General features: G+C 39.8%; 11 protein-coding genes and 1 pseudogene. 9 read left to right on the top strand and 3 right to left on the bottom strand.

Features of this window, described 5'->3' with window-relative positions:
* Positions 1 to 271: 271 nt before the first annotated feature.
* Complete coding sequence (locus RMB03_RS05295) at positions 272 to 3,769, bottom strand: PAS domain-containing hybrid sensor histidine kinase/response regulator (RefSeq protein ID WP_311074448.1); 3,498 nt, start codon at positions 3,767 to 3,769, stop codon at positions 272 to 274.
* 182 nt (positions 3,770 to 3,951) lie between these two features.
* On the opposite strand from RMB03_RS05295, the gene RMB03_RS05300 reads away from it, so the two are divergent.
* The 4 genes and pseudogenes from RMB03_RS05300 to RMB03_RS05315 all read left to right on the top strand — a co-directional run bounded on the left by RMB03_RS05300 (position 3,952) and on the right by RMB03_RS05315 (position 8,990).
* Positions 3,952 to 4,284 (top strand): DUF485 domain-containing protein, encoded by a 333-nt coding sequence (locus RMB03_RS05300; RefSeq protein WP_003654032.1) that lies wholly within the window; start codon positions 3,952 to 3,954, stop codon positions 4,282 to 4,284.
* Between the two features lies 1 nt (position 4,285).
* Entirely contained in the window at positions 4,286 to 6,001 is a 1,716-nt protein-coding gene (locus RMB03_RS05305; RefSeq protein WP_056482207.1) for a cation acetate symporter, read from the top strand.
* A 171-nt stretch (positions 6,002 to 6,172) separates the two neighbouring features.
* A complete protein-coding gene (locus RMB03_RS05310; protein ID WP_231762335.1) occupies positions 6,173 to 6,865 on the top strand; it encodes an ion channel in 693 nt (230 codons plus the stop codon).
* A gap of 167 nt (positions 6,866 to 7,032) precedes the next feature.
* Positions 7,033 to 8,990: pseudogene (locus RMB03_RS05315) on the top strand (BCCT family transporter).
* A 68-nt stretch (positions 8,991 to 9,058) separates the two neighbouring features.
* Here the strand turns inward: RMB03_RS05315 and omp33-36 are convergent.
* Positions 9,059 to 9,967, bottom strand: coding sequence for a porin Omp33-36 (gene omp33-36, locus RMB03_RS05320; protein WP_005038066.1), 909 nt, complete (start codon positions 9,965 to 9,967; stop codon positions 9,059 to 9,061).
* 1,009 nt (positions 9,968 to 10,976) lie between these two features.
* Here omp33-36 and RMB03_RS05325 point away from each other — a divergent pair.
* The gene (locus RMB03_RS05325) at positions 10,977 to 12,686 is read left to right on the top strand and encodes a GGDEF domain-containing protein (protein WP_311074453.1); all 1,710 of its coding nucleotides are present in this window, start codon (positions 10,977 to 10,979) and stop codon (positions 12,684 to 12,686) included.
* 40 nt (positions 12,687 to 12,726) lie between these two features.
* Here the strand turns inward: RMB03_RS05325 and uvrA are convergent, their stop codons facing one another.
* Positions 12,727 to 15,558 (bottom strand): excinuclease ABC subunit UvrA, encoded by a 2,832-nt coding sequence (gene uvrA / locus RMB03_RS05330; protein WP_311074455.1) that lies wholly within the window; start codon positions 15,556 to 15,558, stop codon positions 12,727 to 12,729.
* Between the two features lie 295 nt (positions 15,559 to 15,853).
* On the opposite strand from uvrA, the gene RMB03_RS05335 reads away from it, so the two are divergent.
* From RMB03_RS05335 to RMB03_RS05350, 4 genes are all read left to right on the top strand, one after another.
* On the top strand, positions 15,854 to 16,456 hold the full coding sequence (locus RMB03_RS05335) for a TetR/AcrR family transcriptional regulator (protein ID WP_003654020.1): 603 nt from the start codon (positions 15,854 to 15,856) through the stop codon (positions 16,454 to 16,456).
* A gap of 3 nt (positions 16,457 to 16,459) precedes the next feature.
* Positions 16,460 to 17,437 carry a zinc-binding dehydrogenase gene (locus RMB03_RS05340; RefSeq protein ID WP_056482219.1) on the top strand — a complete coding sequence of 326 codons (978 nt, stop codon included), beginning with the start codon at positions 16,460 to 16,462 and terminating at the stop codon, positions 17,435 to 17,437.
* Between the two features lie 65 nt (positions 17,438 to 17,502).
* Entirely contained in the window at positions 17,503 to 17,856 is a 354-nt protein-coding gene (locus tag RMB03_RS05345) for a DUF1304 domain-containing protein (RefSeq protein ID WP_004639914.1), read from the top strand.
* 52 nt (positions 17,857 to 17,908) lie between these two features.
* Entirely contained in the window at positions 17,909 to 18,250 is a 342-nt protein-coding gene (locus tag RMB03_RS05350; RefSeq protein ID WP_003654014.1) for a GlpM family protein, read from the top strand.
* Positions 18,251 to 18,263: the final 13 nt, after the last annotated feature.

The following is an 18,263-nucleotide window of genomic DNA, read 5'->3' on the forward strand; positions in this document are numbered from 1 at the left end:
AAGTGGAATACGACTAAAGTTGTATGTGTGGTTTTTTTGTTTATTTTCTTTTAAAAAATATAAGCTTATTAAATTGTAACTAGGTGTACACGTGTTCACTTACAAAAAAGGTGGGCTTTGCCATAGGAAAAGAGGCATTGGAAAGTTTGGTCAATTATTTCTTGGGTAAAAGTAGACTTTTTGAGCAGTTCTGCCTATTGGCTTAAATTAAGCCAATAATTTTTGCCAAGGATCTCTCCCAAACCTATAAAAAGTCTGGAAGAGAAAATATTTAATCTGCTGCACTGGCAATTTTAAGCCCAGATAACCAAGCTCTTAATGAAGCAGGTTTAAGTGGTTTCTTGAGTAAAACAATATTCAATTCTTTAAGCTGCTGAGGTAACTCGGGGTGAGAGTCAGCGGTAATTAAAGCAACTGGAATATCCTGCTGTCGATTTTGCATAATAAAATCGACGCCGAGTTGGTTGTTATTCAGGTGTTGGTCGATGAGCCAGACCTGAATATTTTCCTTTTGAATAATCTCAAGCGCTTGTTCGGGTTCAGTGGCTTTAAAGACCTGATAGCCCCATTTACCTAATAAACTACTCATACCTTCTAAAATAGTTTCATCGTTGTCCAGACATAAAATACGGTAGGCTTTGGTTTTTAAAGGTACTGTCTGCACGGTCGGGGTAATGACTTTTGGGGCCTCTACGACTGGAACTTCAATCATAAAGCATGAGCCTTTATCGAGTTGCGAGTAAACATGAACTGGATAATTCAGCAAACCTGTCATACGCTGCACAATAGCCAGCCCTAAGCCTAGACCTTGTTCTCCCCAAGGTGATAGATGTCCACAACGTTCGAATTCTTGAAACAGTTTAATTCGCTGTTCTTCGGCAATTCCTGGTCCTGTATCCCACACGCCAATACGAATATGACCTGACTGTTGCGCTGAGCGTAGAACACCCACAACTACTTGGCCTTTTGCTGTATAGCGTAAAGCATTGCTGACAAAGTTCTGAATAATACGTCGAATCCATTGTGGATCTGTGTCAATCCAGAAAGATACATCATGAACTTTCAGTGAAATATTTCGCTGAGCAGCAATCGATTTAAACTGTAGTTCAAGATCACTGAGTAAATCATGCAAAGGATAAGGCTGTCTTTTTGGCTGAATGCTGCCGCCTTCTAAGCGGGCAATATCGAGTAGGGCAGAGAGCATGCTTTCTGCACCATATAGAGCACGATCAAGTTGCTGCAAAGTCTGACGGTCTTCTTCTGTTGCAATGCTTTGTTCAAGAACGGTACTAAACAGGCGAGCGGCATGCATGGGTTGTAATAAGTCGTGGCTTGCCGCGGCGATAAAGCGGCTTTTCGACATATTTGCCATATCGGCTTGTTCACGTGCAAGTTGCTGTTCGGTTAAGGCATCGGCAAGCTGCTGGGTTCTGTTTTTTACGCGAGCTTCGAGTATTGCTTCATTCGCACGGAAGGCGGTAATGTCGGCAAACGTGGTAACAAAGCCCCCACCAGAAATTGGGTTACCCCGCATTTGAATAACCCGACCATCTTTACGGATACGCTCAAATTCATGAGCACTTCCAACTTTCATCCAATGCAAACGTTTGCGTACATGCTCTTCGACTGAACCGGGGCCACATTCACCGCGTTCAGCGTTATAACGAATTAAATCGGCAATTGGACAGCCAACGTACACCAAGTCTTTAGGGTAACCAAACAGTTTTAAATATTGATTATTCCATGCCACCAGACACATGTTTTTATCAACTACGCTGACACCTTGGGTCATGTGGTCAATCATGGTCATGAGCAGGTTTTGGTTAAAACGTTGCCATTGCGAGGCTTGGTCCAAAATATTAGCAACTTGGCCTAAAGCCAGACCATTATTAATCATTGCTGTAGTGAGCAAAGTACGTGCAGAGGCCGCCCCAATAATGCCGGCTAGATATTGCTCGGTAAACCGCCACCACATACCATTCGCAATGCTATTTTCATTAAGTATTAAATGATTTTGTTCACAGAAATTTTCAAAGGCTTGTGTTGTTGGTTGCTCACCAGTAATTCTTTTGGCAAGTGCAAAGAGATCACCTACTTTTAAACGTGCTGCATCATGCGGTAAATAGGTTAAATCGGTAGAGGTGTGCGGTGATGGCAATGGTTTTGTTTCATAATAGAAGAAACTTTCAGCCTGAATTTGCTCTGCTACACTTGGGCGGTAGATTTTAGAAATCCAGATATATAAAAGAATATTTAAACCAAGCGACCAAATTACACCATGTGTGAGTGGTGCAAATGATTCAAAGCCAAATAATGATTCAGGGCGTAACGCATTGATTCCAAAAGGACCAAAAAGCAAAATACTCTGAGCCGCTTCCTGATAGGCTTCTGGCAAACTACGTAAGATCGTTGGAAATAGTAAAGTATAACTCCACATTAAAAATCCAATGATGAGTCCCGCATATACGCCCTGACGACTTCCACCACGCCAGTACAAACCACCAATAAGAGCAGGGGCAAATTGAGCCACAGCACTAAAAGCCAATAAACCAAATACTGAAAGCTGGTTAATATCATTAAAGAAATGGAAGAATAAAAAACCAAGGAGCATCACTGCAACAATACTAATGCGGCGACTAAACTTAAGAACTTTAGGAAGATGCTTATCATGGCGCGAGAGCACTTTAAAACGCCAGAGCGCAGGCATAATTAAGTCATTACTCAGCATGATAGACAAGGCAACTGACGAAACCAGTAACATACCTGTCGATGCAGAGAACCCACCTAAAAAAGCCAGTAAAGCCAACCCTTCTTGGTTATAGCTAAGGGGTAATGACAACACGGCAACATCGGGTACAGTCAAGAACTTCGGTGCCGCATGCAACGCCCAGCTTGCGATCGGAATAATGGCTAAAATCGTTAAAATGAGATAAACCGCAAACCATTTACGCGCACCGCGAATATGCTTCTCGTCACGCAGCTCGACCACTGCTACATGAAACTGACGTGGTAGGCAGATAATTGCTAAACCTGCCAATAAGGTCTGAATCCAGAATGTTTCAGGTACTCCAAATAACTGAACTTCCTGAAAGGTTTGGTTTACATCGGCTGTAACTTGGACTAGGTTCGCTGGTGTTTCAAAAATAAAAAATAAAGCGACGCAAATGAGTGCGAATAATTTTACAAAAGATTCAAATGCGACGGCGAGCATGAGACCGCCATGTTGCTCGGTATTGGCAATTTGTCTTGTACCAAAAATCATGGCCAAAATAGCCAGTACACTGGTTAAAAGCAAAACACTATTGGTGGTTGTATGAATATGAGCATTCTGTTCCATAATGACAGACGTACTTAAAGCAATCGCACGTAGCTGTAGGGCCAGATAGGGGATAATTGCAATTACGGCCAAAATGGTAACCAGTGATGCCAAGACACCGCTTTTTCCGTAACGTGCAGCAATAAAGTCGGCAATTGATGAAATAGCGTGGTGTTGGCGTACTCGGCCTAAACGTCGCCAAATGTCATAGCCGAACCAGACAAATAAAAGTGGACCTAAGTAAATCGGTAAGAAAATCACGCCTTCGCGAACAGCGGCTCCAGTCGCACCGTAAAATGTCCATGATGAGCAGTAAACACCTAAGGTTAAGCTGAACAAGAACATGCGGCCACGTGTACTCAGACGGCTGGCATGCTTTTCACCAAAAAAAGCACAAATAAATAAGAGTGCTATATAAAGGGTGAGTACCCCAATAATCAGCCAGCTGTTCATATGACTCACATGATTAAAACCTTGTACCTATCATACCCCAAGCAGAAACAAAGCTATAAATTGATTAAATTTTAACGACCAAAGTCTAAGTTACGAATTACACGGAATTTTGCTAACTTAAATCCTGAGAAACTACTATTAAAAAAGTGGCCAAGGCTGGGCACTGGGCAAGGAGTTTGGTTATGGATCAGAACCAAGTAGAACAGATTCTACGCAATCCAAAGTTTCAAAAGATGGTCAAGAAAAAAAGTGCATTAAGTTGGACGCTCACAGTCATCATGTTAGTGCTTTATGTGGGCTTTATGCTACTTGTGGGCTACAACAAAGAATTTTTGATGAGTTCATTTAGTGGTGGTGTTACGACATGGGGAATCCCGCTAGGTTTAGGAATTATTGTTTTATCTTTCCTACTGTGTGGTGTGTATTCCTTCATTGCAAATCACACCCTTGATCAGTTGAGTGAAGAAGCGTTGAAGGAAGTTGAAGCCATCACGCACGATAAAGGACTACACTAATATGAAATGGAATTCATTAAAGGCGAAAGTCTTGCTGACAGCAACATCGCTATATTCAACGGTAGCTATGGCGGGTCCTGACTTAGGTGAAGCTGAACAACAAGCAACCAACTGGCATGCCATCATCATGTTCTTAATTTTTGTTGGTTTCACTTTGTTCATTACTAAGTGGGCTGCAAAACAAACCCAATCAACACAAGATTTCTATACGGCAGGTGGCGGTATCAGCGGTTTCCAGAATGGTCTGGCAATTGCGGGTGACTATATGTCTGCTGCATCTTTCCTTGGTATTTCTGCACTTGTGTTTAGTTCGGGCTTTGATGGCTTACTTTACTCACTTGGGTTCATGGTAGGTTGGCCAATCGTTTTATTCTTAATTGCAGAACGTTTGCGTAACCTTGGTAAATATAACCTTTCAGATGTGGTTTCATTTCGTCTTGAAGAAAAACCAGTACGTACTTTAGCTGCGGTCAGTTCACTTGTTGTTGTGGCATTCTATTTGATTGCTCAAATGGTAGGTGCGGGTCAGCTCATCAAATTACTATTTGGTTTGAACTACAACATTGCTGTAGTCATCGTTGGTCTATTAATGATGGCCTATGTAATCTTTGGTGGTATGTTGGCAACGACATGGGTACAAATTATCAAAGCGGTAATGTTACTCAGTGGCGCAACCTTCATGGCATTCATGGTCATGAAAGGAGTGGGCTTTAGTTTCAGCAACATGTTTACCCAATCAATTGAAGTATTCAGTAAAGTGCATGATGTAAGCTTGACCGATGCCGCAAAAATTATGGGGCCAGGTAAACTTGCTGCAAACCCGATTGATGCCTTGTCTCTTGGTTTGGCATTAATGTTTGGTACAGCTGGTTTACCGCACATTCTTATGCGTTTCTTTACAGTAAAAGATGCAAAAGAAGCTCGTAAATCAGTTGTGGTTGCGACAGGTTTTATTGGTTACTTCTACCTTCTAACTTTCATTATTGGTTTCGGTGCGATTCTTTTCGTATCAAACAATCCGCAATTCCTTGACGTTGCAAAGATGGCAGTAACAGGCAAACTTGAGCTTGTTGGTGGTAACAATATGGCAGCCGTGCATTTAAGTGACGCTTTAGGCGGTGACTTATTCATGGGCTTCATTTCAGCAGTAGCGTTCGCAACTATTCTTGCTGTTGTTGCTGGTTTAACACTTTCAGGCGCATCTGCAATCTCTCACGATTTATACGCTAACGTATTCAAAAAAGGTCAAACTACCCCAGCTTCAGAGCTTCGCATGTCAAAAATTGCGACACTTGGTTTAGCTATTTTTGCCATGATTTTAGGTATTTTGTTTGAAAAGCAAAATGTGGCGTTCATGGTAGGCTTGGCATTCTCTGTAGCTTGCTGTGCAAACTTCCCAATACTTGTTCTTTCAATGTTCTGGAAAGGTTTAACGACTCGTGGTGCAGTTATTGGTGGTGTGGTTGGTCTTGTAACAGCGGTAGTATTGATTGTGCTATCTAAAGCAGTTTGGGTAGATACTTTAAAAATCTCTGATACACCAATCAATCCATTCAATGGTCCTGCATTATTCGCAATGCCGTTGTCTTTCCTTTGCTGTTGGTTGTTCTCGGTTACCGATAACTCTGCACGTGCTAAAAAAGAGCGTGCTGCTTTCGATGCTCAATATGTTCGTTCAATGACAGGTATTGGAGCATCTGGTGCATCGGATCACTAAGTGCAATATTGCTATCTAATTCTTAAAAAAAGCCCTACGGGGCTTTTTTTATACTTATTTAATTTTCAATTTAGGGCTTAGATATTAATAAAGAACAACTTGTTTGCCTTGTTTTGTGTACAGTATGATTTGCTAGACCTCAAAAAGCATAATGAAACAAGGAAAATAATAATGCGATCTATCATCGAGTTCTGGGCGAGCTTTCGATTGCTACCTTCTGCATGGTTGCTGCTTGTGCAATTTATCTTACTCATTTTGGCTATGCTGACTTTTCATGATGTATTTTACCGCACCCTTACATGGGCTTTAGGGGTGCTGGCCTTACTCATTATTGCCAAGGTTATTCGTCAAACCCCAATGTTTACTTTTCTCGGGTTAACATTTGTGAGTGGGGCGATTATATCCTCGGTATTTATTTTATTGGGTTATGGCAATTTATACATTCAGGTTTTTGCACATGGTTGTGAAGCACTAGCCTACTTTTCAGCAGCTTATGGCTTATTTCGTTATATGTTCGCCGATCAGTATTTAACAAGAGATGAGTTGTTTGCGGCAGCAGCAGTTTTTACGCTTATTGCTTGGGGTTTTGCATTTTTATATAACATTTGTCAGCTTATTCTTCCGTCTAGCTTTCAAAATCCAAATAACGTTCACCATTTACAGACGTGGTTAGATCTATTATTTCTCAGTTTTAGCTTGCAATCGGCTACAGGTTTATCTGACTTAATGCCTCTGAGCCCACCAGCGCGCGTTTTAGCCATGCTCCAAATGTTCTGTGGAGTTATGTATTTGGCTTTAATCGTAACTCGATTAATTGCTTTACAATATATTACCCACCTCCCTAAAAAAAATTCAGATAAATAATGGAGGAGGTGTTTTAATTTATTTACACCTTTGTAACTGCAATATTCTTTAAGTTTATTTAAAGTGTTATCGGCTTTCTCTATTGAAAGCCTTAGCTTTGTTCATTCTATGAATATCTTATTGGCATTTAAGCCTGTCACTCGTCATTAAAATAACATGGAGGATTTATGCCTTCCAAACAGTCCAGTTGGTTCGCAAACGTTAATCCTAACGTATTTTTTGGTACGGTCATTATTATTGCTTTGTTTTTAGCAGTAGTGGTGATTGCTCCGAGTTCTTTTGAGCTTCTAACGCAACAATTAAAACAATGGATCACTGATTCATTTAGCTGGTTTTATGTTTTATCTGTTGCTTTCTTTCTCATCTTATTGATTTATGTCGCCTGTTCATCGATTGGACGCATTAAATTAGGGCCTGATCATAGCCAGCCTGATTATAATAATGGGTCCTGGTTCGCCATGCTGTTTACAGCAGGGATGGGGATTGGGTTGATGTTCTTCGGTGTTGCCGAACCCGTCATGCATTACGTTACCCCGCCAAGCGGTGAGGCACAAACCATTGATGCAGCACAGCAAGCACTAAGGGTAACCTTTTTCCATTGGGGGTTACATGCGTGGGCGATTTATGCTGTAGTCGGACTGGCTTTAGCTTATTTTGCCTATAGACATAATTTACCTTTGAAGACCCGTTCCGCACTTTATCCTCTGATTGGAAAAAAGATTTATGGCCCATTGGGCGATAGCATTGATATTTTTGCAACGATTGGAACTGTATTTGGTGTCGCGACATCTCTTGGTTTTGGGGTAACGCAGATCAATTCTGGTTTGCATTATTTATTTGGTGTAGAGCAAAGTACTCATGTTCAAGTTCTACTCATTATTTTTGTGAGTATTCTGGCCTCTTTATCTGTATTTTTAGGTCTAGATAAAGGTGTAAAACGTTTATCAGAAATAAACTTAGTTTTAGCTGTAATTCTCTTAGTATTTATTTTTATTGCTGGCCCAAGCATTTATTTACTCCAAACCACTATTCAAAATACTGGGCAATACCTCTCTAACCTTTTTACCATGACGTTCAATTTATATGCCTATCAGCCAAATGGATGGATAGGGGGCTGGACGATCTTGTATTGGGCTTGGTGGATTTCTTGGTCGCCATTTGTTGGAATGTTCATTGCCCGCGTATCACGTGGTCGTACCATTCGAGAGTTTATTGTTGGGGTTTTGCTTATCCCAACTGGTTTTACCATTATCTGGATGGGCTTTTTAGGAAATGCTGCGTTATTTAGCATTATCCATGAGCATCAAACCACCTTAATTCAGGCGGTTCAACAAGATTCATCAGTCGCATTATTTGAATTTCTAAATCATTTACCTTTCTCTGGGGTAATGAATGTCTTGGCAACCGTTTTAGTGGTTTTATTTTTTGTGACCTCGGCCGACTCAGGTGCATTAGTCACCGACTATTTAACTGCAAAAACAGAAAACTCACCGACTTGGCAACGTTTGTTCTGGACAGTGCTTATGGCTGTACTCGCCATTATTTTATTATTGGTAGGTGGATTGGCTGCACTTCAGTCCTCAATCATTATGAGTGCATTACCATTTACTGTCGTCATGCTGTTAATGAGCTGGGGACTAATAAAGGCCTTGTCACTAAAATGACCGCTATTCAGGAAGCACGAATTACACCGCGTGCTATTCATAATCCACGAAGCTGGCAACAGCGTCTAGGATTAATCATGCACTATCCTCATAGTGAAGACGAAGTAAAGCAATATATTGAAAATCAGGTAAGCCGTGCTTTTGAAAATATTAAGCATGAGTTGAAACGCCGTCATTTAGAAGTCTCAATTAGTCAGCTTGAAGATGGTATGCAGCTTAGGGTAGACCATCACAATGAAATTAATTTTATTTATAAAGTTGTTTCACGTGAAACATTGCCACCAAGTTTTCTTATGGGGCGTATAGAAGCAGAAGATGGGCAATATTTTCAGGCTGAAGTGTTTTTACGAGAAGGTGGCCAGAACTATGATGTAATGGATTGGACGCAAGAAGATTTAATTCAAGACATTATTGATCAATACGAACGTCATCTGTATTTCTTAAATATTGTACGAAGCTAATATTTAGGTGTATAGATATAAAAAAAGGACTCAATAGAGTCCTTTTTTAATTCGATTTCTAAATTAAATTAGAAACGGAATTTAGTATTTAAACCGATAGTTTGTGTATCGTAGCTAGTAGACGCATTTTTAACGTCAGCTTTCATGTACGATGCACCAACTGCTAAAGCAGGAGTAATGAAGTAGTTTACGTTACCACCCCAAGCTTGACGGAATTCACCAAGGTCATTACCTTTGATGTCAGCTACGCCATCGTTACCCACGAAAGATGCGCCAACACTTAACTTAGGAGTTAAGTAAAGGTCAGTTTTTAAACCGTATTGGTTTTCTTCACCGAAAGCACCAGCAGCTTCAAAACCGATTGCCATGTTAGTTCCATCGATTGGACCTACATATTTAGCACGTGCAGTAATAGCATCTTGGTCGTTTTGGATCGCAGCAGTTTGGTTTACAGCAGAGTAGATACCGTTGCTGATGATGCCAAAGTTATCTAAAGCGAATTGGTTAGCAACACTTGTATAACCAACAGTCATCAAGAAGTTAGGTAACAACATAGCACCAACTTCTAATGCATAACGGTCGCCGTTGTCATCTTTAGAGAAGTTGTTTTTACCATCAACATCAGTGTGGTTGTAAGTTGCGCTAGCATAAACAGGAAGGTAAGGAGTAGGAACGTAAGCCTCACCTTTAACACCGTATGTACCAACGTGGTAGTTTAAACCATTGTTTTGGTCATACTGTTGGTAGCTATAACCTAAAGATACGCTAGAAGCTTGGTTCAAGAAAGCTGCTTCAGCTAATGGACCTTTAGCGGTATCAACATTTTTTAAATAGAATGTACCAGCAACGTCACCAGTGAAGTTTTTATCGTTTGCAGTTGTGTCAACATATTCAGATTGACCTTGAACTTCAAATTGATAAGCATGAGCACCGGTCATGGCTAATAATACAGCAGTGGCTAAACCAAGTTTTTTCATAATCATTTCCAGCAATAACAAGAGATAAAGCTGGGGTCATTGTATTGTAACAATTTATGAAGTCAATAATGAAAAAAAAGGAATGTTAAAGATATTTGACACTTATGTTAAAATTGGTGAAAAACTAATCAAATGAAAAGTAAATTGTCAACCTGATAAAAAAATGAACATTTACAAGAGGCTAATAATTATATTTCATAGGGAATTTAGAAGTAAATGTTTAAAAGTTATTACAATTAGGATTGGAAAAATAGATTAACTTGATCGGTTTTAACATTAATAAAAGTATAATATTGTTTACAATGCGAATAAAAAATCATCGTTTTCTTATCGAATTTGTAATATTTTGAGGAATAGTTAACAATATTTGGATTAGTTTAACTAAAAAATTTAACTATTTTTAATTATTATATAAGTGAATAAAATAAAAGAAATCTCTATTTTAAGTTGAAAAATCGATTAAATTTTGAATTCTGATTAATTTAATCGACTTTACAAAAGTAGAGATAAGTCACATAATTCAATTGCAAAGTTCACTACCTAACGTTTTTAGGATTTAAAGTGCTTGCCCAGATACGATGTGTGTAGCACATCAGATTTTACGAGCTCAGCTTTCCCCAAGGTTGAGCTTTTTTTTATCTATAAGAAAATCTTAAAATTATAAGAAAAGTTATATGAAATTTATTGGAAAATAATAGATCAAAAAGAACCCAGCTTAAAGCTGGGCAGTGGATGCTGGGAGAAGTGCATCCAAGAGGATAACTAAATATGTTTTACTATCATTGCTAAAAATTTTTAATCTGTAAAATAGAGTTTTTTTATAAAAACCATTCAATTTTTCGATCCCGTTTATTATTTAAGCTTACTAAAATGTAGGAAACGTATAATTAATAAAAGAGAAATGAAGGGTTTATTGATGAAATTCTAGTTATTAAAATGCTAGGATGGATTTAAGCCTAATTTATATCGTAGTAAAAATGGCAGGACATTTACGGAGTACCAGCTAGAAATGTCAGGGTTACGTTCAGAGCACATTAGTAATCGACTGTTCTTTTTTATGCTGGTTATTATTTTGTCCTTATTATTCATGGCGATCCCCCTCATTGTGGGAAGCTATCAGGATTATATAAAAACTAGACAAGCCTTAGCCGAAATAAAAAGCTTAAGAGCTGTAGCCGATATTGCCTATAAAGTTTCTAAGGAGCGTGCTCCAGCCAACAAAATGATGTCGAGCAGTCCTCATGATTTATTAAAGAATCAGCAAGAATTAAAAAAATTTCGTTTAATTGTCGATGCGCAAATTGATACAAGTATCCTTATCTTACAACAAGCAGGTTATGTTTCATTAGCCAATGAGCTGCAAACCAACTTCAAAGAAAATCTTAGACAAGCTCGGCATGTGGTCGACTATTATGGTGAAATTCCATATGGAGCGCGAAATTCCGTCCAAATGGATAATGCCATTTTAGGGATGTTTGGAGCATGGGATAATTGTAGGGAAATACTGCAAAAACTGATGTTGCAGCTAAAAAGTAAAGATAGCCGTATTTCTAATTACTTTACGTTGATTATAGTTCTGACCGATATGCGAGATCAGGCCGGACGTATGGCATCTAATATTATTGCTCCTGTGAGCTTTAATGAAGAAATTCCAAGTAATAATCGTGCGCGTTCTTTACAAACTCAGCATCAATCTAGATATTTATGGATTTTGGTCGATACCTTGCAGCCTGAACAGGCAAAGACCCCAGAATACCGTCGGTTATATTCCCGCGTGAAATCAGAATTTATAGACAAGGGTATTCCGATTGTAGAAAAGTTATTAGAAGAAAGCCAAAAAGGGGAGCCATATTATTTAAATGGCACTCAATTGACAGAAGCAATCGTGGGTAAATTTACCACTGTGGTTGATTTACAAAGTTATATTCTTGATGAAAGTGTTGTAATTGCCACTCAAGAAAATGTAATTGCTCGAAATGATTTTCTCTTAACGTTATTAATTTCTTTAATTTCTTTAGCCACAGCGTTACTTACGCTTAATTATGCACAAAGAAGAGTGTTTTCCCCTTTAATTAAAGCGAGGACTTTAATTTTAGATTTATCGCATAGTTCTGATCATTGGACAGATGAGATGAATGTAACAACAAAAGGTGAATTTTTTTCCCTATTTGAAGCGATTGATCGATTACAGCGTATGTTGCAACAACGCGATGCTTTTGAATTTCAATTAAAGAATATTGCCAATACTGATCCATTAACTGGTGTGTCCAATCGTCTCGCTTTATCTGAATATTTAAAAATTGTTGAAAGTTACCCTCAAAAATTTACGCAGACTTGTTTAATGATTATAGATATTGATCGTTTTAAACAGGTGAATGACCAATATGGGCATATTGTAGGTGATCATGTCATTGTTAATATTGCCGAGCAATTAAAGCAAAATATACGAAGTTCAGATTTAATTGTTCGTTATGGCGGAGATGAGTTTTTAATATTATTAGAGCAGATGCAATTTATAGATGCGCGACTTTTAGCAGAAAAAATTCGGATTGCGATTTCTTTACAAGAAATTGATTTGTCAGGTTCAGATGAAAAATTGCATGTGTCTGTCAGTATTGGTTTTGCGATAGGAGCGGGGAGTTGGATAGAGCTCTTAGAGAAAGCTGACCGTTCACTCTTAAAAGCTAAAGCCCGAGGGCGAAATGCAGTTGAGGGGTAAAAAAAGCCGGAAATGATTTCCGGCTTTTTCATTCAATAAATTACTTCAACATCGGCTTTAAGAAACGCCCAGTATGAGAAATTTCAACATCAGCCACTTGTTCAGGTGTGCCTTCGGCAATGATCATCCCACCGCCTGAACCACCTTCAGGGCCTAAGTCGACAACCCAGTCCGCTGTTTTAATCACATCAAGGTTATGTTCAATCACCACAATGGTATTACCCTTGTTGCGTAGCTCGTACAAAATGTCGAGTAGCTTGGCAATATCATGGAAATGTAAGCCTGTCGTCGGCTCATCCAAGATATATAAGGTTTTACCCGTATCACGTTTTGCTAACTCGCGAGCTAATTTAACGCGTTGCGCTTCACCGCCTGAAAGTGTCGTTGCAGCTTGACCTAAACGAATATATCCCAGACCTACTTGCATTAAAGTATCTAAACGACGATGAATCACAGGAATTGCATTAAAGAACTCAGCCGCATCTTCAACGGTCATTTCTAATACGTCTGAAATGTTCTTGCCTTTATAACCAACTTCTAAAGTTTCACGGTTATAACGCTTGCCATGACAAGCATCACAAGGCACATACATATCAGGTAAGAAGTGCATCGCGACCTTGATCATGCCATCGCCTTCACAAGCTTCACAACGTCCACCTTTCACGTTAAACGAGAAACGACCTGCGCTATAACCACGCGCTTTGGCTTCAGGCGTTTGCGCAAATAACTCACGAATAGGCGTAAATAAACCTGTATACGTGGCAGGATTCGAACGCGGGGTACGACCAATTGGACTTTGGTCAATATCAACCACTTTATCTAAATGCTGTAAGCCATCAATCGAATCAAACTTTTCTGCAGTCAGCGTAGTTGCACCATTGAGTTGAGTGGCAGCTAAAGGTAGTAAAGTACGATTAATTAACGTTGACTTTCCTGACCCTGAAACCCCAGTCACACAAGTCATAATGCCGAGCGGAATTTTTAAATCGACATTTTTAAGGTTATGACCACTTGCACCAGAGAGTTTGATGAATTCATCTGGGCGTGGTGATTGGGTACGTTGTGTAGGTATCGCAATTTTTAGGCTGCCTGAAAGATATTGACCTGTAAGAGAGTCTTTATTGCTTGCAATCTCGTCATAGCTACCTTCCCCGATAATGACACCGCCATGAATCCCTGCACCAGGTCCGATATCAATAATATGATCCGCAGCACGAATCGCATCTTCATCGTGTTCAACCACAAGCACGGTATTGCCCAAATCACGTAAGCGAATTAAGGTTTGTAATAAGCGATCATTATCACGTTGATGCAGACCGATCGAGGGTTCATCTAGAACATACATCACGCCCATCAAACCTGCACCAATTTGCGAAGCGAGACGAATACGCTGAGCTTCACCGCCTGACAAGGTTTCTGCTGAACGAGCGAGACTGAGATAATTTAAGCCGACACTGACGAGGAAGTGTAAACGCTCGCGAATCTCTTTAAAGATTTTATCGGCGATTTCACCTTTAGCGCCTTCAAGATTGAGATCTTGATAATAGTTTTCAGCATCACCAATCGACATCTTGGTGATTTGTGCAATCGTCTTATCTTTGACCCGAACGTTGCGTGAAATTTCATTTAGACGCGAACCGTCGCAGGCATCGCAAGCGGCATTAGATAAATATTGAGCTAAATCATCTCGTACATAGTTACTTTCAGTTTCGCGGTAACGACGTTCAAGGTGCGGCAAAATTCCTTCAAAAGGTTGTACGCGCGTGTGTTTGCGGCCACGTTCATCGATATAACTTAAATCGACTTTTTCTTTGCCAGTACCTTGTAAAAATTTCTTTTGAGTATCTTTATCTAACTGGTTCCAAGGCGTATCAAGTTGGAAACCAAAATGGTCCGCAACTTTTTGCAGCATCGAATAATAATATGGACGTTGACGATCCCAACCACGAATTGCACCTTCACTAATCGCAAGCTCAGGATTTGGAATGAGCTTTTCAGAGCTAAAATGACTACGTGTACCTAAACCATCACAAACAGGGCAGGCACCAAACGGGTTGTTAAATGAAAATAAACGAGGCTCAAGTTCTGCCACAGCTCGATCACATTTAGGACATGAGTGTTTTGCAGAAAAAACGCGGTCTGGATGTTCGCCATTCATCCATGATAAAACCGCAATATCACCGCCCAAACGTAATGCAGTTTCAAATGATTCGGCAATACGGTTACCTAAATCTTCACGTACTTTAAAACGGTCAACAACAACTTCAATGGTGTGCTTTTTCTTTTTATCGAGTTCAGGTGGCGTATCAATATCAATGATTTCGCCATCGACACGCGCACGAACAAAACCTTGTCCTTGTAGCTGTTCGAACAAGTTGCTGTATTCACCTTTACGTTCACGAACTACAGGGGCAAGCAACATCAGTGCTGTGCCTTCTTCAAGTGTTTTTACTGCATCGACCATTTCAGAAACAGTTTGTGCGACCATCGGCAAGTCGTGTTCAGGGCAGTACGGTGTACCGACACGCGCATAGAGCAAGCGTAAATAGTCATAAATTTCAGTAATAGTACCGACTGTCGATCGTGGGTTATGACTGGTAGATTTTTGCTCAATTGCAATCGCTGGAGATAAACCTTCAATCGAGTCTACTTCAGGCTTTTCCATTTGCGATAAAAACTGACGGGCATAGGCTGAAAGTGATTCGACGTAGCGGCGTTGTCCTTCGGCATAAAGGGTATCGAAGGCAAGAGAAGATTTTCCTGAACCTGATAACCCCGTAATTACCACAAATTTATCGCGTGGAATATCGAGAGACACATTTTTTAAATTATGGGTACGTGCGCCTCGAATACGGATATGACTTTGGCTCATAAAACATCTCAATTATATATTGATGAAAATTTAGGTGTTGATTGATCAGTCTCGTGCAGTGTGACTGGTTATAAACAACAGACCCTATATATGATAACGATTTAAAATTGTTCAAGTGGTACAAAATGATTTAAAGCGACAAATTGTGACGGTTAAACGACAATCGACAAAATTTGTTTAATTAAGCAGGTTGTATTTTTAACATTCCTCTCTTTTGATTTCTACTCTTAGCAAATTTTAATGAGCAACATAATTTTACTAGACGACCGGTCTAGTAGTGGAGTATTGTGTATGCATGAAACGATTAAATAAAAGTGAAACCACGCGACAACACATTTTGGATACCAGTTTTGAGCTGGTATTACACAAAGGATTTGTCGGCGTTGGTTTACAAGAAATCTTAAAGGCTTGTGACGTACCTAAAGGTTCGTTCTATCACTACTTTGCTTCGAAAGAGGCGTTTGGCTGTGCGTTGCTAGAGCAATACATGGCTGACTATAAAGTTCGTATGGAACAACTTTGGCAGCACAGTGAACAAAGTGCTCACGCCCGTTTAATGGCGTTATGGCAGGCATGGATTGATGACCCAGTAAATGGTAGCTGGGCTGAAAACTGCCTGATTGTGAAGTTGGCGGCAGAGGTTTCTGACTTGTCAGAAGATATGCGTCAAATTCTCAATGACGGTGTGCACAAATTAACGCAACGTTTGGCTTTGCTACTCAAAGAAGGTCAACAAGAAGGATCAATTCCAAAACATATTGATCCTTTAAAAACTGCGCAAGTCATGTATCAGTTATGGTTAGGTGCTGCTTTACTCACAAAATTGTCGCAAGACAAAGCACATCTACATCTAGCTTTAGAAACTACCCAACAACTCTTAAAACCGATAGAGGAATAAAGCATGCGAAGTATTATCCATGGTAATTTTGGCGAACCTGTAGACGTTTTAGAGCAGGCGGATATGCCAAAGCCAGAACCGAAAGCAGGCGAAGTTCGTATTAAAACAATCATGTCTCCAATCCATAACCATGATGTATGGACGGTACGCGGAAGTTATGGCTACAAGCCTACTTTACCCGCTATTGGTGGTAGTGAAGCCGTTGGTATTGTAGATGCGCTGGGTGAAGGCGTTACTCATGTACAGGTAGGGCAACGTATTGCAGTTGCAGCTGTGCATGGTAGTTGGGCTGAATACTTTATTGCACCAGCTCAAGGGCTTATTCCACTCAATAATGAAATTGATGATGAAACAGCAGCACAGCTGATTGGTATGCCAATTAGTGCCCTCATGCTGTTGGACTTTGTAAATGTTCAACCGGGTCAATGGTTAATTCAAAACACAGCGAATGGTGCAGTAGGTAAAACGGTTGCCATGATTGCGCAGGCACGTGGTTTACCCGTAATTAATTTAGTTCGTCGTACTGACGCAATTGCAGAGATGCAAGCATTAGGCATTCAACATGTTGTAGCAACCGATCAGCCTAACTGGAAAGAGCAAGTTAAACAGCTTCATGGTGACCAACCTTTAATTGCTGGCGTGGACTCGATTGGCGGAAGTGCAAGTGGTGAAATGCTGAACTTGCTTAGTGAAAATAGCCTATTGGTTTCGTTTGGAAGTATGACAGGTGAAACCATGCAAATTTCATCTGGTGATCTCATCTTTAAACAAGCAACTGTAAAAGGTTTCTGGGCGAGTGTGGTCAACAAAGAAATGCCAGCAGAACGCAAAAAAGAGCTTATTGTTGAGTTATTAACGTTAGCGACTCAGAAAAAATTAATTCTTCCTGTAGAAGGCGTTTTTAGTTTTGATGAGATTAAAACAGCTGCCCAAAGAGCAACACAAGGTGCTCGTCAAGGCAAAGTATTGTTAAAGCCGTAAAACATTAAAAGATCAGTCGAGAGACTGATCTTTTTTCATATCTTTAAAATAAAAAGGAAAATTGTATGATCGGACAAGTTTTAGTGGGTTTAATTGCAATATTACATGTCTATATTTTAGTGTTAGAGATGTTTTTGTGGGACAAACCCTATGGCATGAAAGCCTTTGGAAATAATGCAGAAAAAGCAAAACTCACCAAAGTGATGGCACAAAACCAAGGTCTTTATAATGGCTTTTTGGCTGCGGGTTTATTCTGGGCTTTATTTGCAGATGCACCATTTGCGACATCAATTGCCAACTTCTTTTTAGGCTGTGTACTCATTGCGGGTATTTATGGCGGACTGACAGCCAGTAAAAAGATTATTTATATTCAGGCAGTTCCAGCACTGATTGCTTTGGTCGCTGTTAATTTTCTCTGAAAAGCGCACAATACAGCGTTTTGATATGGAAATGACCAGATAGGATAAGCGCATGTGGGCGTTATTTTTAAAATGTATGTTGGGGGCTGGGGTTGTTCTCATCATTTCGGTTTTATCGAAAAGTAAGGCATTTTATATTGCAGGTTTAGTCCCGCTTTTTCCTACATTCGCTTTGATTGCTCATGTGATTGTTTATCAGCAAAAAGGAGCTGAGGCTTTACAGAAAACAGCTCTGTTTGGCCTATGGTCACTTATTCCATATGCCATTTATTTAGTGGCGGTCTATGTACTTGCAACGCGTCTGTCGATGTGGTCATGTCTAGGTTTGGCAACATTGTGTTGGGTAGTTGCCGCGGCAGGTTTAATTTATGGCTGGCAACTATTTCAGCATTAAAAGATTAAGAGAT

Source organism: Acinetobacter sp. V91_7, from assembly GCF_031799075.1.
Lineage (GTDB): Bacteria > Pseudomonadota > Gammaproteobacteria > Pseudomonadales > Moraxellaceae > Acinetobacter > Acinetobacter calcoaceticus.